Annotated in this window: 19 protein-coding genes; 9 read left to right on the forward strand and 10 right to left on the reverse strand. The window is 45.9% G+C overall.

Annotated features, from left to right (window positions below; all coding sequences use genetic code 11):
* Positions 1 to 61 precede the first annotated feature (61 nt).
* The 3 genes from P402_RS0101475 to P402_RS0101485 all read left to right on the forward strand — a co-directional run bounded on the left by P402_RS0101475 (position 62) and on the right by P402_RS0101485 (position 2625).
* Positions 62 to 1120, forward strand: coding sequence for an LLM class flavin-dependent oxidoreductase (locus P402_RS0101475; RefSeq protein ID WP_026827100.1), 1059 nt, complete (start codon positions 62 to 64; stop codon positions 1118 to 1120).
* Entirely contained in the window at positions 1117 to 2064 is a 948-nt protein-coding gene (locus tag P402_RS0101480) for an ATP-grasp domain-containing protein (protein WP_026827101.1), read from the forward strand. Before P402_RS0101475 ends, P402_RS0101480 begins: the two co-directional genes overlap by 4 nt.
* A 102-nt stretch (positions 2065 to 2166) precedes the next feature.
* Positions 2167 to 2625, forward strand: coding sequence for a hypothetical protein (locus P402_RS0101485; protein WP_026827102.1), 459 nt, complete (start codon positions 2167 to 2169; stop codon positions 2623 to 2625).
* Positions 2626 to 2714: 89 nt separating this feature from the next.
* On the opposite strand, the gene P402_RS0101490 is transcribed toward P402_RS0101485, so the two are convergent.
* From P402_RS0101490 to P402_RS0101500, 3 genes are all read right to left on the reverse strand, one after another.
* Positions 2715 to 4592, reverse strand: coding sequence for a PhoX family protein (locus tag P402_RS0101490; RefSeq protein ID WP_026827103.1), 1878 nt, complete (start codon positions 4590 to 4592; stop codon positions 2715 to 2717).
* A gap of 113 nt (positions 4593 to 4705) precedes the next feature.
* Complete coding sequence (locus tag P402_RS16120; protein WP_051525105.1) at positions 4706 to 5107, reverse strand: NUDIX domain-containing protein; 402 nt, start codon at positions 5105 to 5107, stop codon at positions 4706 to 4708.
* An 86-nt stretch (positions 5108 to 5193) separates the two neighbouring features.
* Positions 5194 to 6819, reverse strand: a complete 1626-nt coding sequence (locus P402_RS0101500; protein ID WP_026827104.1) for an ABC-F family ATP-binding cassette domain-containing protein — start codon at positions 6817 to 6819, stop codon at positions 5194 to 5196.
* Positions 6820 to 7120: 301 nt separating this feature from the next.
* On the opposite strand from P402_RS0101500, the gene P402_RS0101510 reads away from it, so the two are divergent.
* Together P402_RS0101510 and P402_RS0101515 are read left to right on the forward strand one after the other, a co-directional pair.
* Positions 7121 to 7993: a prohibitin family protein gene (locus P402_RS0101510; protein ID WP_012371819.1), complete on the forward strand. Its 873-nt coding sequence runs from the start codon at positions 7121 to 7123 to the stop codon at positions 7991 to 7993.
* 672 nt (positions 7994 to 8665) lie between these two features.
* Positions 8666 to 8989 (forward strand): WxL protein host-binding domain-containing protein, encoded by a 324-nt coding sequence (locus P402_RS0101515; RefSeq protein ID WP_026827106.1) that lies wholly within the window; start codon positions 8666 to 8668, stop codon positions 8987 to 8989.
* Positions 8990 to 9033: 44 nt separating this feature from the next.
* Here the strand turns inward: P402_RS0101515 and pepT are convergent, their stop codons facing one another.
* Entirely contained in the window at positions 9034 to 10272 is a 1239-nt protein-coding gene (pepT, locus tag P402_RS0101520) for a peptidase T (RefSeq protein WP_026827107.1), read from the reverse strand.
* A gap of 107 nt (positions 10273 to 10379) precedes the next feature.
* On the opposite strand from pepT, the gene P402_RS0101525 reads away from it, so the two are divergent.
* Positions 10380 to 11363 (forward strand): zinc-binding dehydrogenase, encoded by a 984-nt coding sequence (locus P402_RS0101525; protein WP_026827108.1) that lies wholly within the window; start codon positions 10380 to 10382, stop codon positions 11361 to 11363.
* 114 nt (positions 11364 to 11477) lie between these two features.
* Here the strand turns inward: P402_RS0101525 and P402_RS0101530 are convergent, their stop codons facing one another.
* Positions 11478 to 12665 carry a class I SAM-dependent rRNA methyltransferase gene (locus tag P402_RS0101530; protein ID WP_026827109.1) on the reverse strand — a complete coding sequence of 396 codons (1188 nt, stop codon included), beginning with the start codon at positions 12663 to 12665 and terminating at the stop codon, positions 11478 to 11480.
* A gap of 355 nt (positions 12666 to 13020) precedes the next feature.
* On the opposite strand from P402_RS0101530, the gene P402_RS0101535 reads away from it, so the two are divergent.
* Positions 13021 to 13428: a (deoxy)nucleoside triphosphate pyrophosphohydrolase gene (locus P402_RS0101535; RefSeq protein WP_034769577.1), complete on the forward strand. Its 408-nt coding sequence runs from the start codon at positions 13021 to 13023 to the stop codon at positions 13426 to 13428.
* On the opposite strand, the gene P402_RS16125 is transcribed toward P402_RS0101535, so the two are convergent.
* The 5 genes from P402_RS16125 to P402_RS0101560 all read right to left on the reverse strand — a co-directional run bounded on the left by P402_RS16125 (position 13403) and on the right by P402_RS0101560 (position 19675).
* On the reverse strand, positions 13403 to 16561 hold the full coding sequence (locus tag P402_RS16125) for a DUF3427 domain-containing protein (protein WP_051525106.1): 3159 nt from the start codon (positions 16559 to 16561) through the stop codon (positions 13403 to 13405). The two genes, P402_RS0101535 and P402_RS16125, sit on opposite strands and share 26 nt — an antisense overlap.
* A gap of 144 nt (positions 16562 to 16705) precedes the next feature.
* Entirely contained in the window at positions 16706 to 17152 is a 447-nt protein-coding gene (locus P402_RS0101545) for an OsmC family protein (RefSeq protein ID WP_026827111.1), read from the reverse strand.
* A 105-nt stretch (positions 17153 to 17257) separates the two neighbouring features.
* Positions 17258 to 18190 carry an aldo/keto reductase gene (locus P402_RS0101550; protein ID WP_026827112.1) on the reverse strand — a complete coding sequence of 311 codons (933 nt, stop codon included), beginning with the start codon at positions 18188 to 18190 and terminating at the stop codon, positions 17258 to 17260.
* A gap of 13 nt (positions 18191 to 18203) precedes the next feature.
* On the reverse strand, positions 18204 to 19094 hold the full coding sequence (locus tag P402_RS0101555) for an aldo/keto reductase (RefSeq protein WP_026827113.1): 891 nt from the start codon (positions 19092 to 19094) through the stop codon (positions 18204 to 18206).
* 95 nt (positions 19095 to 19189) lie between these two features.
* Positions 19190 to 19675 (reverse strand): cupin domain-containing protein, encoded by a 486-nt coding sequence (locus P402_RS0101560; protein WP_026827114.1) that lies wholly within the window; start codon positions 19673 to 19675, stop codon positions 19190 to 19192.
* Between the two features lie 144 nt (positions 19676 to 19819).
* Here P402_RS0101560 and P402_RS0101565 point away from each other — a divergent pair, with 144 nt between their 5' ends.
* Together P402_RS0101565 and P402_RS0101570 are read left to right on the forward strand one after the other, a co-directional pair.
* The gene (locus tag P402_RS0101565; protein ID WP_026827115.1) at positions 19820 to 20101 is read left to right on the forward strand and encodes a putative quinol monooxygenase; all 282 of its coding nucleotides are present in this window, start codon (positions 19820 to 19822) and stop codon (positions 20099 to 20101) included.
* Positions 20102 to 20265: 164 nt separating this feature from the next.
* Complete coding sequence (locus P402_RS0101570) at positions 20266 to 21672, forward strand: YfcC family protein (protein ID WP_026827116.1); 1407 nt, start codon at positions 20266 to 20268, stop codon at positions 21670 to 21672.
* Positions 21673 to 21728 lie beyond the last annotated feature (56 nt).

Consider the following 21728-nt stretch of genomic DNA (forward strand, 5'->3'; position numbering starts at 1 on the left):
AATCCGTCGCTCTTTTCGATTTTCGAGAAGAGCGATTTTTTTTATAAGGGGGACATAACGGATGGAGTATGGATTTTGGTTACCGATTTTTGGCGGGTGGTTACGAAATGTCGAGGACGAACAGATGCCGGCGACGTTCGACTATGCGAAACAGGTCGCGCAAACGGCAGAACGAATCGGTTTTTCGACGACACTGATTGCGGAGTTGAATTTAAATGACATCAAAGGACTCGAAGCACCAAGTCTTGAAGCCTGGACGACGGCAGCGGCGATTGCCGCGACGACGGAGCGTCTCGAAATCATGACAGCTGTCCGTCCGGGGTTCCATAATCCTGCGACGACCGCGAAGATGGCAGCAAACATTGATCAACTCAGCAACGGGCGCTTTACACTGAACGTCGTCTCTGCCTGGTGGGAAGAAGAAGCGCGGCAATACAATGGCATCTTCACGGCCCACGACGAACGCTACGCGCGGACGGAAGAGTTTGTCACGATCATGAAAGGATTATGGGCAGATGCTTCGCCGTACAGCTTCGACGGGAACTATTATACGCTCGAGCAGACACAACTGCATCCGAAACCGGTTCAACGACCGGGCATCAAGTTGTACGCAGGCGGGGAAAGTGAAGCCGGGAAACAGACCATCGTCAATCATTGTGACGCCTATGTCATGCACGGGGGAACGGTGGAAGAAGTGTCCGTCAAGATTGAGGATATGAAGGCACGTCGACAAGCAACTGGGCAACCGCCGCTTGAAAGCTTTGGACTGGCTGCCTATATCATCTGCCGCGATACGGAAGAAGAGGCCATTCAAGAATGGCAACGAATTACGGACGTCAAGGAAGACAGTGCCGGATACGCCGGGTACGACGACTTCGTCAGCAAATCACAACTCGAACAGCAGGTAAAACGGAACGATTATTCGGTCTCGAACCGCGGACTCCGTCCTGATTTGATTGGAACACCGGAACAGATTGCCGAACGGATTCTTGCGTTTGAGCAGGTGGGTGTCTCCTTATTATTACTTCAATTTTCACCACAACTGGAAGAGATGGAACGCTTCGCGCGCGACGTCATGCCGCTTGTCGAAGAAAAACGAAAGGTAGGTCAAACCAAATGACAAAAATTCATATCTTACACGAAAACCAAGAATGGACGGACCATTTAATTAAACGACTCGAAGAACTGGAGTTGCCATATGAACAGTGGCATCTCGACGAAGGGCAAGTTCCGCTTGATGAACTTCCACCGGAAGGCGTCTTTTACAGCCGGATGAGTGCATCTTCGCATACGCGCGGTCACCGTTACGCACCGGAACTGACAGAAGGTGTACTTGCTTGGCTTGAAGAACATGATCGGACCGTCTTTAACGGGACCCGTGCCTTACGTCTTGAAGTGAGTAAAATCAATCAGTATACGGCTCTTCGAAAAGCCGGGATCCGGGTTCCGAAGACGACGGCTGCCGTCGGACGTGATCAGATTGTCGAAGCGGCGAAAAATATTGGCGTATCTTCGTTCATCACAAAACACAACCGTGCCGGAAAAGGACTCGGCGTTCAGTTGTTCCACTCGATTGAAGCACTCGAGACGTATCTCGACGGTCCGACGTTTGATGAACCGGTCGACGGGATCACGTTGATTCAAGAATATATCCAAGCACCGGAACCGTATATCACACGCTGTGAATTCGTCGGCGGAAAGTTCGTTTATGCTGTTCAGGTCGACACGTCAGAAGGATTTGAACTGTGCCCGGCAGATGCGTGTGTCATTGACGATTTGTTCTGCCCGGTCGGTGAAGAGGCCCCGCAAACACCGATGAAGTTTAAAATCGTCGATGGATTTGATGATCCAATCATTCAAAAATATGAAGCATTCCTGCAGGCGAACCAGATCGCGGTCGCCGGAATCGAATTCATCAAGGATGCGAACGGAACCATTTATACGTATGACGTCAATACGAATACGAACTACAATTCAGATGCGGAAGCGGCTGCCGGTAAGTTCGGGATGCTCGAACTGGCGAAGTTCCTCGGTGCCGCACTGGAACTTCAAACTGTGAAATAACCATCACTAACCAATCCAAGCAAGCCGAATACCCTGTATGTGTGTAGTTTGAAGTTAGAACTGCACACATCAGGGTATTTTTCAGTAAAGGGAGGGGTTCGGATGGTAACGTGGCACGAAGAAAAGAGATTGGATGTTCCGATCGAGAAAGCCTGGCATATCTTTGATCATGATCGGTTACAACGTCTGATTCCGGGTGTCGTCCAGCACGAGGTGATTGAACGGAAACCGGGTGTCGTCGGCTCGACGTACCGGCAAACGTATATGCAGGGGAATCGATTAGAGACGTATATCGTGACGGATCTTGCCTATACGAATCAACCGGATTTTAAGCAAAATACGATTGGTTTTACGCTTGCTAAAATCTTTAAGCTCGAGATGACATTTACCTTAAAGCGGCTTGACGAAACAAGCTGTCAGCTGATTTATACCGGGAAAAACGAAGGCGCTAATTTCGTCGGACGAAGCCTGTTGTCACTTGGCGGCGAACGGGAAACAGAAAAAATCGTGCAGGAATTGCTCCGACGTGTGGAGCAGGAAGCCGGTCAGCTGCGCACATAATCGAAAAACCGTCTTGAATCGCAAGACTAAAAAAGCAGGGAGCGGATTAAAACATCCACTGCCTGCTTTTTGCTAAGCTCTTATGCGATTTAACGGTGAGAATACGATTTCTGACCTGTCGGGAGACCGGACAAGTAACCGACACCGCCTGTTTTTTGAATGCCGATGCCGTCTTGCATCGCTTGCTCCAGTTTCTTCGGATCAACGGCTGTAATCTGCTTGCCGTTGAGTCCTTCACCCGGATGCTGGTAGTTGCTGAGCAGATAGCTGTATCCGCCGACACGATCGAGTGACCGGAGTCCTGTCGCTTCCGCACCAACCGGAACAGAGAGAATTCGTGACAGTTTTTTCGTCTTTAAGTTGTATGCCCAGACGAAGTTGTTTGTATGCAACGAGCTGTCTTCACCGATGAAGAGTGTGTTTGATGTTGCAGAATAGGCCAGGTTATCCGGATTTGAAACAAGATTCGGATTCGCTGTGTTGCCGTAGGCATCCGGCTTCGCTAAATCCTCACCGATGACGAGGGCCTGCATATTCGTCGGGACATAACGGCTGTCGATACCTTTTGCACGACCGAGGTCGATTTCAAACGTCGCACCGGATTCGCGTTTTTCCAGCTGAATATCGTCCTGAACGGCACCGTCTTGTTTTTCCGTACTACCGGAAACATACGAAAGCGCGATATAAGCTTTTTTGTCCTCCGCATTGACGGTAATCCCTTCCATCTTGTTGAACTCTGACGTTGCCCCGAGTAACGCGCCGTAACGACGGGATTCGAGGAAGGCCGCTTCTTTTTCCTTGCCTGGTTTTAACTTCAGATATTCGACCTTTTTGCTGGCGGCCGTCTTGACTGCTTTAAAGCCGGGCGTTGGAACGTCAGCGGTCTCAAAGATGTCACTAAACTTGGTTCCTTTGTCGATTAAGCGCTTCACTTCTTTATCGGATGCATGGCCGAGTTTGATCCATTCGAGATCCCCGGCGCCGCCTTCTGTTGCTTTCGTTTGATTGAACTTGGCAGCATACAGCGTTCCTTGTGAGAAGTCTTTCTTTTTATCGGCGACGTACATGAACATCATCGTATTATTGCCGTCATCTCCGAAGATGGCCGTTTTTTGGTCAGGAAGAATCTGCATCATCTCGTGTGAGAAACGACCGGTGCTGTAGTGCTTGACGACCGATGATTTTCCTTTGCGGTCGACAGAGATTTCCGGTGTGAAACCGTAGAAATAAGGATTTGCTTTTTCTTTTGTTCCAAAGTATCGTTCGGCGAAAGCGTTGACTTCTTTATAAGCGGAAGAGGCTGGATCTGATTCAAATGCCCGTGCATCCGGCTCATATTCTTCCGAACCGAGATGCGTCCCCCATGGTGTCGTCGAACCGTTACATGGTGTCCAGAGACCGTTGACGTTCTTGAAGTCGATTTTGCTTGCTTTCTTGACCGCCAGTTTCCCCGTCTTTTTATCCTGCACGACTTCGGTCAATGTCATCGAAGCGGGCAGTCCTTTGACCTCATTCCCGGCATTATCGATTGAATCGTACTCGAAGTGGGAGACCATATACTTTTTCCCGTGGACTTCAAGCAGACTGTTTGAGTCCGGTGCATCCGAGACGAAGGCTTCCGGCTTGTCCGGGACGCTGCGGTCGATGATCGGATCTCCATTGACGTCAATCGGTGTTCCGGCAGCAATCATCGCGCCTTTATTCTCGACGATTTTATCTTGTGATAAGAACAATTGGTTGTAATCGAGCGGTTTGATTTCGGTTTTGCCGTTTTGATACGTGACTTTGACCTTGGCTTCCGTATACGTTTTGACCATTTGATTGACGGTGCTTGGTGCATCCATCGATAGAAACTCGACTTTCTTGATATCGCGTGCTGCACGTGATGTATGGGCATCAGCGAATGTTGGAATCAGACTCGATGACAGGACAGCTGCGGATAGACCGACGATAAGTGTTCGTTTCATGATAAATTCCCCCAAGTTGTTTGTTATCTTGCTACTTCCTCATTTAATCAATTGATTGTGAAGGATGTGTAAACATAACAGGACAGTTTCATTTCACTTGGTTAATTTTTCATTTACAAAAGGAGAGACGGTGTCTTGTTCAAAGCAGTCAATACTTCGGAAACTTGTATATCCTCTTTCATCTCAGCAAGAGGATGCCAGTCAATCCCGGATAGGACTTGTTGATCAAGTGGTCGTTCCGGATCGTGGCCGAGTAAAGGAATCGTTGCATCGACACGTTTGACGAGGAAGCAGACTTCTTTTCCGGACGAATCGGTTTTCGTATACAACGGTCGGATGACACGGACTGTCAGACGAACTTCTTCCGCGACTTCCCGAACGACCGCCTGTTCGAACGTTTCATCGGTGTTGAGACCACCGCCGGGTAAGGTCCAAAAACTTTGGTTTTCCGTTATGATCCGGACCATTAAAATCCGACCGTTCTCAATCAAAGCTGCACAGGCACGATGACGCAAATGATTTCCTCCTCTGTTCGGACTGATACATCTAGTGTACAAAAAAAGAGACCCGATCCGCTAGGACAGGTCTCTCGTTTCATTGCTTAGTTCGTCGCATACAACGTTGATAATTGTTGTTGAACAGACTCGTTGTTGAGGTATTCATCGTATGTCGTTTCTTTATCGACGATACCGTTTGGTGTCAATTCGATGATCCGGTTTGCAATCGTTTCGACGAACTGATGGTCATGCGAGCTGAACAGCATCGCACCTTTGTAAGCAATCAAACCATCGTTGAGTGCCGTGATTGATTCGAGATCCAAGTGGTTCGTCGGATCATCGAGGACAAGAACGTTCGAGCCGCTGAGCATCGCTTTTGATAACATACAACGGACTTTCTCTCCCCCTGATAAGACAGACGCTTTTTTCATGACTTCTTCACCGGAGAAGAGCATCCGACCGAGGAACCCACGAAGGAACGTGTCGCTCTCATCAGCTGGCGAATACTGGCGCAACCAATCGAGAATCGTTTTCTCCGAGCCTTCGAAGAAAGCAGAGTTGTCTTTTGGCAGATATGATTGTGACGTCGTGACACCCCATTTGAATGTTCCGCTGTCTGCTTCCATCTCACCCATCAGAATTTTAAAGAGTGTCGTGATTGCAATATCATTTTGACTGATGAAGACGGCTTTATCCGTTTTATTTAATGAGAAACGGACATTATCAAGGACTTTGACACCATCGATTGTTTTCGAAATTCCATCAACGATCAACAGATCATTTCCGATTTCACGTTCCGGTGTGAAGCCGACGAACGGATAACGGCGTGAAGACGGACGGATGTCGTCGAGTGTGATTTTATCAAGCAGCTTTTTCCGTGACGTCGCTTGCTTCGCTTTGGAAGCGTTTGAGCTGAAACGGGCGATGAAGGCTTGAAGTTCTTTAATTTTTTCTTCTTTTTTCTTGTTTTGGTCGCCTGCCATACGTGAAGCAAGCTGACTTGATTCGTACCAGAAATCATAGTTTCCGATATACAGTTGGATTTTCCCGTAGTCGAGATCGGCCATATGCGTACAAACGTTGTTGAGGAAGTGACGGTCGTGGGAAATGACGATGACCGTATTTTCAAACCCGATCAAGAATTCTTCAAGCCATTTGACGGCTTTCAAGTCAAGACCGTTGGTAGGCTCATCGAGTAACAGAATGTCTGGCTTACCAAACAATGCTTGAGCAAGCAGGACTTTGACTTTCTCTCCGCCCGTCAGTTCAGCCATTGTTTTCGTATGCAGATTTTCTTTGATACCAAGACCTTGTAAGAGCATCGCCGCTTCCGACTCTGCTTCCCATCCGTTCATTTCTGCGAACTCACCTTCGAGCTCAGCAGCACGCATGCCGTCTTCATCCGAGAAGTTTTCTTTCATATAGATAGCATCTTTTTCTTTCATGACTTCATAAAGACGTTTATGGCCCATCATGACCGTTTCGATGACTTGGAACTCTTCATATTCATAATGGTTCTGGCGAAGGACACCAAGACGTTCGCCCGGCGTGATGATGACGTCTCCTTGTTGCGCTTCGATATCACCGGCAAGAATTTTAAGGAATGTGGATTTACCGGCACCGTTTGCACCGATGAGACCGTAGCAGTTGCCCGGTGTGAACTTGATGTTGACGTCTTCGAATAATTTACGGTCCGCAAAGCGGAGACCGACGTTTTGTACTGTAATCATATAGAGATGAACCCTCGTTTCTAGTGTGTGATGTGCTGTTACGAGTGTACCACAAAATGATACGTCTCGTTTCAAGGACAAAGTTCTTTACATCTTAGACCGGATTGCACAATTTAGCAACCGTGGTTTTAAACAGAATGAAACATTTTCCAGTCTGAAGCGTAAGAGTAGTTAGAACATTCATGAAGGAGGAGGACGGCGTGGCAACACTTTTTACGTTATTATTTTTTGCACTGATCGTCTTGCTGGCCATTGAACTGTATAAGTATATCCAAGATAAAATTGATAAAGGAGACTCAAAATGAGAGAAATCAAACCGAAAAAACGTATCAGGCCGTCGATGATCATCGCCGGTGTGATTGTCGTAGCACTTCTTGCGATGACGCCATTCATCGTCGAACAAATCGAACCCGGACAGGTCGGGGTCGTCTATAAACCGTCAAGCGGTGTCCAGGACGAGACCCTGTCGCAAGGCTGGCATATCGTTTCGCCGATCACACGCGTCACCGAATATCCGATCCGGACACAGACGAAATCGCTCGACAATATGACACTGGCAACAAAAGACGGGAAAAACATCGTCGTCGACTTTACGTACAGTTTTTCGGTATCACCCGATCAGGTGACGGAAGTCTTTAATAAGTTTGGTCCGATTGAAATTGATGAGATTGCAGCGGGTTACTTAAAACAACGTCTCTATGACGCATCACGCGAACAGATTTCAAAAGTCACCGTCCTTGAGTTATTCGGGGAGCAGTCCGGAAACGTCTCAACGAGCATTCAGACGCAGTTTGCTGAAGATGTCAAAAAGATTGGATTTATCATCGAGGACGTCGCACTCGGTGCACCGAAACCGGATGCTAAAACACAGGAAGCGATTGATGCGCGGGTGAAAGCTTCACAAGAACTCGATAAAAAGAAGACGGATCTTGCGATTGCGAAAGCGGAAGCAGAACGGCTACGGGTAGAAGCGAAAGGTGCAGCAGATGCCCGATTGATTGAAGCACAAGGACTTGCGAAGGCCCAAAAAGAACTACAAAAAACATTGACGGAAGAGATGATTCAGTACGAAGCCGTTAAGAAGTGGGACGGGAAATCACCACTCGTCAGCGGATCTGGTAGCATGGTCCAATTGCCGATTCCAGATCAACAAACCACAACAGAAGAAAAGTAATAAGTGGGTACGTCTTTCAATCGAAAGGCGTATTTTTTTGCAGGAAATTTATTTAGGGAACTGTAATTCTAAAAAAGTAAAATAAAGTAAAAAGTTAAGTGAAGACGCGTAAAATCATATTTCAAGAAAAAAAAATCTGTAAAGCACCTTTTTAAAATGCCCATTAATTGGTTTATTTACTTTTTCAAAGGATATTATTGATAATATGAGTAGGTCTAATGAAATAGGTCAATGGGAGGGAAAAAGATGCATGTTTGAACTACCTCCACCTACGCTTCGCTAAGAGGTGGAGGATTCCTGAGTTATTCAACCTAGCGGTCAAAAATTTATCAGGCTAACCCCGTCGTCCCGACGGTTGAACGTTGATATGGTCCGTTTCTTTTATGCGGATGCCTACTCTGCTTGGTTTTCGCTACTTCGGTCATCCGCAAGGTGAACGTTGAAGATTTTACGTGACAGACGAACTTCCTGTCACAACCCTATATCTTCAGTTTTCAAAGAACATGACTCTTTTTTTATTCCTGATTTTAATTGTTTTCAAACCAAGAGTGTCGGACAATTGACGTGTCGCAAGACACGCCTTGCCCGAAGACGATTCATCTCCTACTTGCACTAGGGCTTCGCCCTGAACGTTTAGAAGTGGGAGTATTCTCGTCTAATTTTGATGAAAAAATGATCATTCGAAAAAAGATGAACGCTCAATTCGCCCCGACGATCTATATGACGATTCCGCTCGCGTCAACGGGAATCCTGACACCGGGAACGTATCAACTGGATGTCAAACTGACCGGCGACACACAGGAATGGTCGTTTGAGGATGATTTTACAATCAGTGAAAATCAGGTAAAGGAAATGAAGAAAACCGTTCCAGACGTTGAAGAACATCCGAACTCCTTTTTGGGAGAAAACTCCAAAGCATTGATGATTGGTTCTTTTCTGATTATCATTCTTTTGCTTGGCTATATTTATCGTTTAAAACGAAGCGTATCTTCATGACAAACAAACTGTCCTACTGAATCAGCAGGACAGTTTGTTTATGTTCAGATTTCTTTTTCTTTCGCAAAGCGTTCCGCAATTGCCACAACAACTTCCGTTGCTTTCACCATATTGTCGACGGAAATGAATTCAAACTTTCCGTGGTAATTTTCGCCACCTGTAAAGATGTTTGGTGTCGGAAGTCCCATGTACGACAGTTGCGAACCGTCCGTCCCGCCACGAATCGGTTTGATAATAGGGGTGATACCACGTGACTCCATCGCCGCATGCGCGATATCAACGATTTCCATATGTGGCTCGATTTTCTCACGCATGTTGTAATATTGATCATTTAGTTTGATTTCGACACTGCCTGCCCCGTATTTCTTGTTCCATTCTTCGACCAAAGCCGTCAGGAAGTGTTTCCGGGCTTCGAACTTAGTCCGGTCAAAATCACGGATGATGTACTGGACCGTCGTTTTTTCGACCGAACCTTCAAACGAAATCAAATGGTAGAATCCTTCGAAACCGTCTGTAAATTCAGGTGCTTCATCACCCGGTAACCGGTTCTGGAAAGCCATCGCATGTTTTTGCGAGTTGACCATCTTGTCTTTCGCCGTCCCTGGGTGGACGTTTGTTCCGTGGAAGACGATTTCTGCAGCAGCTGCGTTGAAACTTTCATATTCAAGTTCACCGAGCGGACCGCCGTCAACCGTATAAGCGAATTTCGCATCAAAAGCAGCGACGTCAAAATGATGCGGACCACGTCCGATTTCTTCATCAGGTGTGAAGGCGACACGAATCCGGCCATGTTTGATTTCAGGGTGCGTGAGGAGATGATGCATCGCGGTCATGATTTCGGCGATTCCGGCCTTATTGTCTGCGCCGAGCAATGTCGTGCCATCTGTTGTCATCAACGTATGCCCGACGTAGTTTTTAAGTGCAGGAAAATCCTTTGGTGACAGGATGACAGGAATCGTTGGGTTAAGCACCAGGTCTTCTCCATCATATCCTTCGACGATTTGCGGATTGACGTTTGTCCCTGTAAAATCAGTCGCCGTATCCAAGTGTGCTAAAAATCCGATTGTCGGAATGTCCGCATCGGTATTAGCAGGAAGAGTCGCCATGACATATCCGTTTGCATCGACGGTCACATCACTCATGCCAATTTCCTTCAGTTCGTCAACAAGGAGACGGGCGAGCGTCCATTGTCCGTCTGTTGTCGGAACGGTCGTACTTGCGTAGTCAGACTGTGTATCGATCTTCGCATATGTAGTCAAACGACGAATCAAATCATGTTTCAAAGAAAAAACGTCCTTTCTGAGTTAAGGTAGCTTCATCATAGCATGAAGTAGGAATGTTAGAGTATTCTGAAACAAGATAAGCTGATTTGAAAAAAGGGGGATTTTTTATGAAAGCATATGTCGTGGAACAGTACGGAAAAGACGCTACGTTAACAGAAAAAGACGTCACACTCGAACAAACAGGAAATTATGATTTAAAAATTAAAGTGGAAGGGACGAGCTTGAATCCACTGGACACCAAAATGTTTTTTGGTCATGTGGCGGCAGCTCCTGCAACTGGAATTCTCCAGGGAGATGTTACGGGGAAAATCATTGAAATCGGAGAGAGTGTGACGTCTTTTTCTATCGGCGATCACGTCATCGCATTTGGCGGCGGACTCGGTAACCGGTCCGGGGCACTGGCGGAGCAGATGTTGGTTCCTGAAAAGATGGCCGTACTCAGACCGGAGAATTTGGATATTGCAACAGCAGGTTGTCTGCCGGTCATCAGTCTGACAGCGATGGAAGTGTTGAAGGAACGGGCAGCTGTTCATCCGGGGATGCGCTTATATGTAGCAGGTGGAACGGGTGGAGTCGGACACCTTGTCGGACAACTGGCTAAACATTATGGATGTGATGTGACAGCGAGTGCTTCAAATGATCATAAAGCAATGTGGTTAGAACAACACGGTATTCGTCCGCACCGGTACCAGGATGAATCAGCCGAACAGTTATTAGCGCGTCTCGGTCATGATGGATTCGATGTCATCGTTGATACCGTCGGCGGAGATCATTTGCAAGAGTCTTTCATCCTTGCGAAGGAGCGCGGAAAAATCATTTCCATCGCCACCCGAACGACACAGGATTTGACGATGATGCACAGTAAGGCATTGACGCTCGAAGCCGTCTTCGTTGCCCTTCCATTGTTGAAAGGGAAAGAGCAGGAGATGTTACGTCAACAAGCGCATTTGGCAGAAGTGGCACGACTCGTCGCGGATGGAGTCGTCGATCTCGTCATCGAAGAGCAGGTGCCGCGTCAGCTTGATGCATTGAATGCAGCCTACCAAATCTTTGATCAGCAATCACATTTTGGAAAAGTAAGCATCATTTGAGGTGAAAGCTCATTTTCCTAAGAATAATGATTCGCTATTCATTTTACTTTTCCTTTTAATCCCAAAAAAATTCTGCTGATGAAAAAATCATCAGCAGATTCGTGAATTATTTGTTTATTTACGACGGATTAATACGGATTTTGAAGCCGTTTCTTTTAAAGAAGCATGTTCCGGGAAGTCTTCTAAAGGAGTACTTTCCCAAACGATTTCGTACGTTTGACGTAATTTTTTAAATGCTTGATCGACCATCTTCATAAAGCGGACCTGGTCAAACAAAGGACAGTCTGTCGTAATCAGCAATAAACCGCCACGATGCGTCATGTGGATGGTTTGTTGAATCAAAGCGGGTAAGTCGACTTCCGCCCGGAAATGGCGTGCCTGTGTTTTGACAAGAGTCGGCGGATGAACGATGACGAAATCAAAGCGTGTTTTTTTGTCGGCTTGATCGATATAGTCAAACGCGTCCTGGACAAGAATCGTCTGTGTCGTTGAATCGAATTGATGCAGTTCCAACTGCTCAATTGTTTTATTACGGCTTCGTGTCGAGAAATCGACGCTTGTCGTCTCGACTGCACCACCAAGTAAGGCAGCTGCCGTTAACGTGCCTGTGTCAGAAAACAGATTCAAGACACGTCGATCTGAAGCATGTTGTTTGACGACGGAACGGAGTTCACGCTGATGGATATCAAGCCCGGTGCGCATACCGGCATCGAGATGGTACAACAGGGGGATGCCGTTTTCTTGCAAGACTTCTGGGAAATCACCGCGTTCACCAGCTAAGAAATCGTCACCTTTGACCGGTTGTCCATCGATCTGGAAAGTCCGTTTTTCATAAATGCTCTTAAAGTGGATAAGTGATTCGAGCGCTGATACGATATCGGCTTTAAAAGAGTAGATGCCTTCGTTTTCAAACGTAATCAGATAATGGTGATCAAAACAATCGATGGTCAATCCGCCGATGCCGTCTCCTGAACCGTTAAAGACCCGGAACGTATCAATCAAATCATTCTCAAAAAAATCATTTCGACGATCGAGGGCAACCTCGATTTTTTCTTTGAAGAAAGTTTCGTCGATGTCTTGCAGTTCATCAGTCGACAGTAACCAACCAATCCCTTTTTCCTGCTTGCCAAAATAACCCGTTGCAAGGTATTCTTTATCTTCTGTCATCAGCCGGAGTAAGGCACCAGCTTCTTTGAGATGACTGGTTTTTTGAAACAATTCTTTGTACAAAAACGGTTGTCCGTCTTTGATTTGTTCGATGGCTGTCGTTTTGACGACAACCGGATAAATTTCACGTGGCACACGAGTTCCTCATTTCTGGTTGTGGATAAGTAGTAAAAGTATAGCATATGGAAAGTTATCCACATGTGGATAATTTTAATTAAATCAGATTAAGCAAAATAGTTGTTCGTGTGTGGATAACTTTTGATAAATGAAAGACACGAAAAAGAATCACATCTTCTTCCTGCGCTTTCCTCAGGCGAGACACAAGCCAGAACTCTCTATTCAATGGAATCGAGAGTCGGGTCTTGTCTGTCTCTGACATCGCAGAATCCTGCGCTTTTTCCTGTAGGAGTCGCATGAGAGAAGTGATTCTTTTTCATGAGTCATCGTGCATAGTAGCAATATGTGATTGATTAAAGAGAGGATGAATATAATGTCCAAGAAGACAGTTCAGGTTGTAGGTGCAGTTATAACTAACTCAAGTCATGAAGTGCTGTGTGCTCTTCGAAGTCCTGTCATGTCATTACCGAACTTATGGGAGTTTCCGGGCGGGAAAATCGAACCGGGTGAACGTCCGGAAGAGTCTCTCCTCCGCGAAATTCAGGAAGAATTAAATTGTACGATTCAAGTGGACGATCATATCGAAACAACACGATATGAATACGACAAAGTATTTGTTGAGTTATCGACTTTTCAATCAACGATTGTATCAGGTGAACCTCAAGCATTGGAACATGCGGAATTACGATGGGTACCCGTCAAACAGTTGGATTCTTTAGATTGGGCTCCGGCAGATATTCCGTCTGTAAAAAAAATCATGAAAGCTTTTTCCACGAAATAAATTCTTCACTTGTTAAGGGCTCTTTTAAAATCCACTCCACATTAATCGGTTTTGATCCATGACTGCTTTTGTGAATCAATTCACCGAAGTACGTAAAGGGCAGAGAGCGACCTTGTTCCTTTTCAGCTTTTCGAATAAAGAGATGAATTTTGATTCCCTGTGCTTCATGATGGCGGTAAAGTTCACCGATTTTGCTTAAGTCAGTAGTCCGATTTTGTGATTGCCAGTGGAAATGGTGTTTATCGATAAAGTAGTCTTGATAATTCAATTGATCTTCAATCGATTCATTTTTGTGTAAATTAACGAATAATACATAATCATTTCCGGCTTGAGCAACCCCTTCGCGCCACGATCCTTCCTGGCTTGAAGATTGTAACAATCGTTGGATGACAGAGCGACTGTATGTCATTCTTGAAATCAATGATTGAGGACTAGTCAACCAATTTTCTCCACCTGAAAGTTGTTCAAATGAGTGGAGGCCTGCCTGGATTAGCTCATGCAAATAGTCGACTAATGCTGGCGACGAAGCTAAAATCCGTGTCATTTCTTCCGAGAAGGTATATTCACCAGCAGCAGATTCAACAAGCAACACAATCCGATCATGTTTTAAAGAAGTAGACCAGCGATTAAATAGATGCTGAATCAAAGACAAACGATGAGTTAAGGCTTCCGGTGAAACGGCAAAGCGGGTTGCGGTTGATTGAATGACATCATCAGCGGAAATCGTCCGTTGATTGAACAGCGATTGCACCATCAATAAGCTGAATGGTTCGCGGATCGGGAACCAACTTTCGATATGTTGGAGCACGCGTCGTGTATCCGGATTAAGCAACAAAGCCACTTCTTCATCGGTTGCTACTTTTTCCAGTTGTTTTAGCTTTAGAACACTTTTCCACTGTTGAATAATCGTTTCGATTGCGGGGGCGTCCGGATGTGTCACCAAATCATTTAATGATGGTGTGTCGCCGATCATAGTCATCAGACGCTGGTAGCTTTCACGTAATTGTTTACTGGCCGAAAACTCGATTTTTTTCATTTGTTCAATGATAAATGTCTCTGTCACACGATCCAAAATTGCCAAGGAACCTTCAGGCAAAATTGGAAAATGATTTTGAACCGCATTGGCGATATGATAGCGATCGATCGAATGAAAAGATTGCTGACCAGATAAGACAAGCGGTGCCACAAAAGCGCGTTGACTGTTGCCGATAAAGTCTAAAATCGTGACGTACTCTTTTGACTCATGTTTCCGTAAACCGCGACCAAGTTGTTGAATAAAAATCGTTGGTGACTCCGTAGGACGTAAAAACAGCATGACGTTAATTTTAGGAATGTCGACACCTTCATTAAAGAGATCGACTGTAAAGATAAACGATAGCGGATCCTGATCATCTTCCAGCCGTTGAATGGCGTGTTCCCGTTCTGCTTCCGTTTGTTTACTCGTGATGGCCAGTGACTCGATCTGGTGCTTGTTAAACTCAGCAGCCATGTATTCGGCATGATCAATATTGACACAAAAACCGAGTCCGACCCGAGCCGTACCGCTGTGACCAAATTTAGTCATCATCTCGAGGATATAGTCCGTCCGGGAAGAACGTTCGAGTGCTTCCACTAAATCTTTTTCAATGTACAATCCATTTTTTTGCGGAATGACTTCGTAATCAATGGCTTCATCATCTTGAATACCAAAGTAATGGAACGGTGTTAACAAGTCTTGGGCCAGAGCATCATATAATCGAATTTCGTATGCAATATTGTGGTCCACTAACTTAAAGATATTTAATCCGTCCATTCGTTCCGGTGTTGCCGTAATTCCGAGTAAAAATTGCGGTGTAAAGTAGTTGAGGATTTTTTGGTAAGACTCGGAAGCAGCATGGTGAAACTCATCGATGATGATGTAATCAAAAGTGTTTGGATCGAATTGTTCCAAATGAACTTCTTTTGAGAACGTTTGAATGGTCGCAAAAGTAAATTGCTTATCAAGATCTTTTTGATTTGCCTGGTACCGTCCGAATGTGGCATGGATATCTGTGAAAATTTTCTTAAATGTTTCTTCCGCTTGAGATAAAAGTTTTCCGCGGTGAGCGACAAACAGAACACGTTTAGCTGCAAATTGTTTGACGTCGAAAGCCGCCAAATAGGTTTTTCCTGTTCCCGTTGCTGCAATGACCATTGCTTTTGTTTGTTGTTTTAACCGTAAACGGTGTAATTGTTCCAAAGCCGGAAGCTGCATTTCATTTGGTTGAATCACTTCGTATTCAACAGAGGGTTCTGCGACTCGATCATTCACAACAAACTGTTTGATCTTCGGAGAGTCTAAATGATGTTGTTCATATTGATCTAAAATAGCTGATGTGCAGGAAATCGCTTCTTCACTGTTCCAGAGATTATTAAATAATGTTTGTGCTTGAGAAACTAAAGAGGTGAGAGGAGAATGGGGAATTCGAACATTCCATTCTAATCCATTTGTTAAAGCAGACTTTGATAAATTAGATGAACCGATAATCGTACTGTGTAAATCAGTTTCCCGTGTAAATAAATACGCTTTTGGATGGAAGGCTTGATTTTTTTTGATCGGTTCGTAAATTTTAATCTCGATATTTTTAAATTGCATCAGAGTCCGTAATGCTTTGGCTTCTGTAATGTTCATATAAAATGAAGTTAAAATACGAATCGGTTTATTGATTCGTTCCGCTTCTTGAAATGAAGGGACGAGTGCTTGGATTCCGGAATGGCGTGTAAAGCTGACCATCCAGTCGGCGGATTGGGCTGTTGATAATTCATTGATCAAGTGATGCAACAGTTTTTCCTGATTTTCTTGACCCGGTGCAATTAAGTCCCATGCTCTTAATGATTTTTCATATTGTACGGGTGTCGTAGTAGAGGATGTTAGTTCACGATGCAAGGGTGCAACCAAAAGCGGCTCATCTAATGCAGAGAGCCAACGGTTTGTGGTTTCAATCATTTCCCCGGTCAGTTGATTTTGTTGAAGTTCAACAATCGATTTATAGAAGAGCTCGTTTAAGTGTGTCAGTAATTCGGCGGTATAATCTGCTGGTTGAATCGGAGAGCTTTTTTCAAAAGGATGAGATTCAGTATTTTGACTGCGTAATTTTTCTTGAAACGATGACATCTGATGACCTCCAATAAATTCCAAACTAAGTTCAGTATACGAAGGAACTGAAAATTGTGCAGCAAGAATCTAATCAAAAATAAAAGACCTCATTTCAATAAAGAAATGAAGTCGTACTGTATCAGCATACATCGAAAAGAATCCTCAGCCTTCCAACTCCACAACCGCCTCTAACGAAACCTTCACATTACCAGCCAGTGCCCGCGTAATCATACACGATCCTTCTGCTTTTTCAGCCAGGCGGCGTGCTTTCGTCAGGTTCGCTTCTGTCGTCTCTACCGGTAGAATCAAGGTCGGTCGGTGAATGATCGCGTCATAGGTGAAGACGCCGTTCGTGACATCGACGATTCCTTCCGATTCCATCGTGAGGGACACTTTCGGGATGTTGTTTCGTTCGAGCATCGCGGCCAGCGTGATGATGTAACATGTCGCGGCTGCACCGAGCAACATCTCGTCCGGATTGGTACCGACACCGGGGCCGTCCATTGCGTCCGGAATCGAAATCTTTGTTTTCAATTCGCCGGTCTCGATTTGACCGACATCATTGCGGTTGCCGGGCCAGTCTGCTGTCAGGTGAAAATGATGTTTCATAGTAATCGCCTCCTGTTTCTTCATCATACGAGCCATTCTTCAATTTTTCGCCTAATCTGCTCAAAGCAAAACCACGCCAAGTCGAACTGGCGTGGTTTTGTTGTGTCAGCTGAAGATGTGATCGATTTGACGAATCTCGTCTTCCGTTAATTCGACATCAAGTGTCCGGATGGTATCCGTGACTTGATCAGCCCGTTTCGCACCCGGGATGATGGCGTCGATGCCGTCCTGTGCTAAATACCAGGCGAGAACGATGTGCGCGACTTCGGCATCTTTCGCTTCCGCAATCGGACGCAACAAGTCGACTTTTGCCAGATTGTCTTTGAATACATCCTCCTGGAACAACGGATCGTTTTTCCGAAGATCATCAAACTTCGTATCTGCATCATATTTTCCGGCAAGCAGACCGGCAGCAAGCGGGAAGTACGGTACGAATGAAATGCCGTGTTCCCGAATATACGGTAAAATCTCTTTTTCGGCATCACGTTTAAAGAGATTGTACTCACCTTGGTAGACGTCGACATGACCGTCCTTATTGGCTTTTTTTAACTGCTCGAGCGAGAAGTTCGAGACACCGATCGCCCGAATTTTTCCTGCGGCTTTTAGCTCAGCAAGAGCTGCGACGGCTTCGTCTTTTGGTGTCGTCTCGTCCGGGAAGTGAATGTAATACAAATCAATGTAATCTGTCCGCAGACGCTTCAGACTATCTTCGACCGCTTGTTTCAAAAATTCAGGTGAGTTGTTCATGACGGCCTTACCGTCGATGAGTTGGTGTGCCCCTTTTGTCGCAAGAATAACTTCATCACGTTCCACTGTTTCACTCCACACTTCTCCGACCAGTTCTTCCGAACGTTCCGGACCATAAATGTAGGCGGTATCCAAGAAGTTAATACCGTTCATCAAAGCGACGCGGACAAGATCCCGACCTGCCTGTTCATCGAGATTTGGATAAAGGTTGTGTCCTCCGACCGCATTCGTTCCAAGACCGATTGGATTGACGGTAAGATTAGATTTTCCAAGAGTGACTGATTTGTTCATGACTTTTTCCTCCTTAAACGATATCGAGTGGTTCTTTTTTAGTTGGTGCCGGGAATGCTTCATCGAGTGCTGTATATTCTTCGTCGGTTAACTCGACGAGCGCCGCTTTCCCGTTTTCTTCCACGTGTTGTGCCTGTCCGGCTTTCGGGATTGCGATGACGTCACCGCTGCGAATCGCCCAGGCAAGTAGAATTTGTGCCGGTTTGACGCCATGCTCTTCCGCAAGACGTTCGACAGTCGGATGATCAAGCAATTGGTCCCGTAAGCTGCCGCCTTCTGCGAGTGGGCAATAGGCCATGACCGGAATCCCGTGTTGTTTTAAGAGCGGCATCAACTCATACTCGATACCACGCGAACCAAGATGATACAGCACTTGGTTGACAGCACATTGATCGCCGTTACGAAGTGATAAAAGTTCGTTCATGTCAGAGACATCAAAGTTAGAGACACCCCAACGGCGGATTTTACCTTCTGCCTTTAATTGCTCGAGACCGTCGACCGTTTCCTGAAGCGGAATGCTGCCGCGCCAGTGCAACAAGTAGAGATCTAAATAATCAGTACCGAGATTTTCAAGTGTCTGCTCACAGGCTGCGCGCAGTTTTTCGCCGCCAGCATTATGGGGATAGACTTTTGAGACGAGGAACACGTCGTCACGTCGTTTTTTCAGTACCTCGCGAATCAGTTGTTCGGAGGCTCCTTCCCCGTACATTTCCGCGGTATCGATCAGTTCCATCCCGCTGTCGAGTCCGACGTGCAAGGCTTCGATTTCAGCCTGATGCTTACTTTGGTCTTCTCCCATACGCCATGTCCCTTGGCCAAGTGCACGAACATGCGTCTGATCCGGAAGTGTAACGGTCTTTTGTTTCAGTGCCGCCAGTATGACGGTCCGTTCTGTCTCATTCATCTCAGTTCCTCCTTTAAAAAGCACAATAGTAGGGTTTACCACGGATAGAGCAGAAAAAAACGTCCGCCTTCCGGGCAAACGGAAGACGGACGAGATTACCAGTGCTCAAGTAACGGTCCTTGTTGTCCATAAACGGGATCTGTTTGCGGCCGTTCCACTTGGGCAATCCGCTTCAGGTTATCCGGGCGTTCACACGGATCACCGGTCAATGTATCGTAGTCTTGCCCTTTCGGATAGGCGCCGACGACCTGAAACCGTCGACTCGTGTGTAAAGCCTTGTGACCCGTGCCAGCAGGAAGGATGACAACATCACCAGCCGTCAACGTGAAGGTCTTCCCAAGTGGTCCACCGAGTTGGATACTGGCATGCCCCTCAAGAATACCGATGACCTCATGGGCGACGCTGTGATAATGATGGAAATCAAAAATCCCATCCACCCAACTGTTTCGCCAATTGTGCGTATTGAAGGTCTGTTCGATGGAAGAGGGATCTTCAAAGGCGTGCCGATAAATAAGTACAGGCAAATCAGGATTGTTGGGAATCTCGCCATCATCATCGAAATAAAAAGTCTCGACGTTCATAAGGTGAACTCCTCTCTGATGTCAAAATGATACATTTTTTTACCCGAAATATAACTTCCCTAATCGTCTAAGCATCTTAATGGAGAATGGAGAAGGAAGGTGCTACGATACTTGAGTTAATGAAATTTTAGAGGAGGCTTTCCAATGATCGCCATTGAAGCAAAATTAGAAGTACAACCAGCAAAACGTCAAGAGTTTTTAGAAGCTACTAAAACGTTGATCGAAGGATCACGCTTGGAAGCGGGCAACATCAGCTATGACCTGTTCCAAAGCACGGAAGATGAAAATGTCTTCATGATGATTGAGAAATGGGAAGATCAAGCTGCCATTGAAACGCACAACACGAGTGCGCATTTCGGTCAGTTCGTGGCGTTTGCGCAAACAGCGCTTGCGAAACCACTTGATGTTCAATCATTTAACGCGTAAATCACACCCGAAAAACCTGACTGCGGTCGGGTTTTTTTGTTTTTCTTACAGATTTAATATATTACAAAAAAATTAAATGACGAAATAGACTGTTATTTTTTCCATAAATAGGGCATTATCTCTTGAGAGAGTCAAAATTTAAAGGTAGGTCAGGAGGCAAATGAATGAATGAACGGAAACCACAGGCAAATGCTTCGGAGCGCTCTTTCTTCAAGATGCCTCACACGTACGCGATTATCATGGGGATTTTACTGATTGCTGTCATCTTGACGTATACATTACGGGCAGGTCAGTTTGACCGGGAAAAGCAGGACGGACAAACGGTTGTCATCGATGGTACGTATCGTGCCGTTGAATCCGCACCCGTTAACTTATTTGGTTTGTTTGAAGCCATTCCAAAAGGGATGGAGGCAGGTGCTGCCATTATCTTTTATATCTTTTTGGTCGGTGGTGTATTTGGAATCATCCGGCAAACGGGTGCCATCGAGTCAGGCATCAATCAACTGATTAATCGGTTTGGCCAAAAAGGACACATCATGATCCCGATGACGATGTTTGTCTTTTCCGTGGCTGGAGCGACAATCGGAATGGCGGAAGAAACGATCATCTTCGTTCCGATCGGCATCATGTTAGCACGTGCCCTTGGTTACGATGCGATGACGGGTGCAGCGATCGTCAGTCTCGGAGCAGCCGTCGGTTTTGCCGGAGGTATGCTGAACCCATTTACGGTCGGCGTCGCGCAGTCAATTGCTGAAGTGCCGCTGTTCAGTGGACTCGGTTACCGGACTGCAGTCTATCTCGTCTTTTTAATTGTTACGATTCTTTATGTCATGAACTATGCACAGAAGGTCAAAAAAAATCCGGAACAGAGTCTTGTACATGATCTGGAGAAACACCGAAAACAGGAAACAGCAACAACTTTTTCTCAATTTTCGAAAAAACATCTTTTTGTTCTAGTTGTGCTTGTCGGCGGAATCACGCTGAACGTCATCGGTATTTTTGAGTGGGGTTGGTATTTGACGGAACTGACAGCTTCGTTCCTGATTATCGGCTTACTCGCTGGTATCGTGACAATGGGCGTCAACCGGACATTCGAAAGTTTAATTGATGGAGCCAAGGCGGTTACGTTTGGTGCCTTGATTGTTGGTTTTGCCCGGGCAATTGTCGTCATCTTAGAAGACGGACGGGTCATCGATACCGTGATTTACGGTTTGTCGAATGCCGTCGGACAGTTACCGACGTCTCTTGCTGTCATCGGGATGTATATCGTCCAATTGATTACGAACTTCTTTATTCCCTCCGGAAGTGGACAAGCGGCGACGACGATGCCGATCATGGCGCCGCTTGCCGATTTGCTCGGAATTGAGCGGCAAGTCGCAGTCCTTGCCTTTCAGTACGGTGACGGTTTGACGAATATGATTTTCCCGACGAGTGCGCACTTGATGGCGTTCCTGGCGATTGCCGGTATTCCGTACGAAAAATGGCTACGATTTGTTTGGAAACTGTTTGCGATTTGGATTGTCCTTGCGTGTGGTGCCTTGCTGCTCGCGGTAGTCCTCGGAATTCAATAATCACACCAAACCTTTCGTTCGAAGTGAACGGAAGGTTTTTCATATGCAGGAAACGG

It is taken from the genome of Exiguobacterium sibiricum 7-3 (assembly GCF_000620865.1).
Classification (GTDB): domain Bacteria; phylum Bacillota; class Bacilli; order Exiguobacteriales; family Exiguobacteriaceae; genus Exiguobacterium_A; species Exiguobacterium_A sibiricum_A.

Excerpts from the sequence above, each read along its gene's own strand:
- P402_RS16125 (WP_051525106.1), bottom strand. The coding sequence starts at position 16,561 with ATGTCATCGTTTCAAGAAAAATTACGCAGTCAAAATACTGAATCTCAT.
- P402_RS0101510 (WP_012371819.1), top strand. The coding sequence starts at position 7,121 with ATGAGAGAAATCAAACCGAAAAAACGTATCAGGCCGTCGATGATCATC.
- P402_RS0101480 (WP_026827101.1), top strand. The coding sequence starts at position 1,117 with ATGACAAAAATTCATATCTTACACGAAAACCAAGAATGGACGGACCAT.
- P402_RS0101525 (WP_026827108.1), top strand. The coding sequence starts at position 10,380 with ATGAAAGCATATGTCGTGGAACAGTACGGAAAAGACGCTACGTTAACA.
- P402_RS0101560 (WP_026827114.1), bottom strand. The coding sequence starts at position 19,675 with ATGAACGTCGAGACTTTTTATTTCGATGATGATGGCGAGATTCCCAAC.
- P402_RS0101515 (WP_026827106.1), top strand. The coding sequence starts at position 8,666 with ATGATCATTCGAAAAAAGATGAACGCTCAATTCGCCCCGACGATCTAT.
- P402_RS0101570 (WP_026827116.1), top strand. The coding sequence starts at position 20,266 with ATGAATGAACGGAAACCACAGGCAAATGCTTCGGAGCGCTCTTTCTTC.
- P402_RS0101550 (WP_026827112.1), bottom strand. The coding sequence starts at position 18,190 with ATGAACAAATCAGTCACTCTTGGAAAATCTAATCTTACCGTCAATCCA.
- P402_RS0101535 (WP_034769577.1), top strand. The coding sequence starts at position 13,021 with ATGTCCAAGAAGACAGTTCAGGTTGTAGGTGCAGTTATAACTAACTCA.
- P402_RS0101555 (WP_026827113.1), bottom strand. The coding sequence starts at position 19,094 with ATGAATGAGACAGAACGGACCGTCATACTGGCGGCACTGAAACAAAAG.
- P402_RS0101490 (WP_026827103.1), bottom strand. The coding sequence starts at position 4,592 with ATGAAACGAACACTTATCGTCGGTCTATCCGCAGCTGTCCTGTCATCG.
- P402_RS0101565 (WP_026827115.1), top strand. The coding sequence starts at position 19,820 with ATGATCGCCATTGAAGCAAAATTAGAAGTACAACCAGCAAAACGTCAA.
- P402_RS0101485 (WP_026827102.1), top strand. The coding sequence starts at position 2,167 with ATGGTAACGTGGCACGAAGAAAAGAGATTGGATGTTCCGATCGAGAAA.
- P402_RS0101500 (WP_026827104.1), bottom strand. The coding sequence starts at position 6,819 with ATGATTACAGTACAAAACGTCGGTCTCCGCTTTGCGGACCGTAAATTA.
- P402_RS0101545 (WP_026827111.1), bottom strand. The coding sequence starts at position 17,152 with ATGAAACATCATTTTCACCTGACAGCAGACTGGCCCGGCAACCGCAAT.
- P402_RS0101475 (WP_026827100.1), top strand. The coding sequence starts at position 62 with ATGGAGTATGGATTTTGGTTACCGATTTTTGGCGGGTGGTTACGAAAT.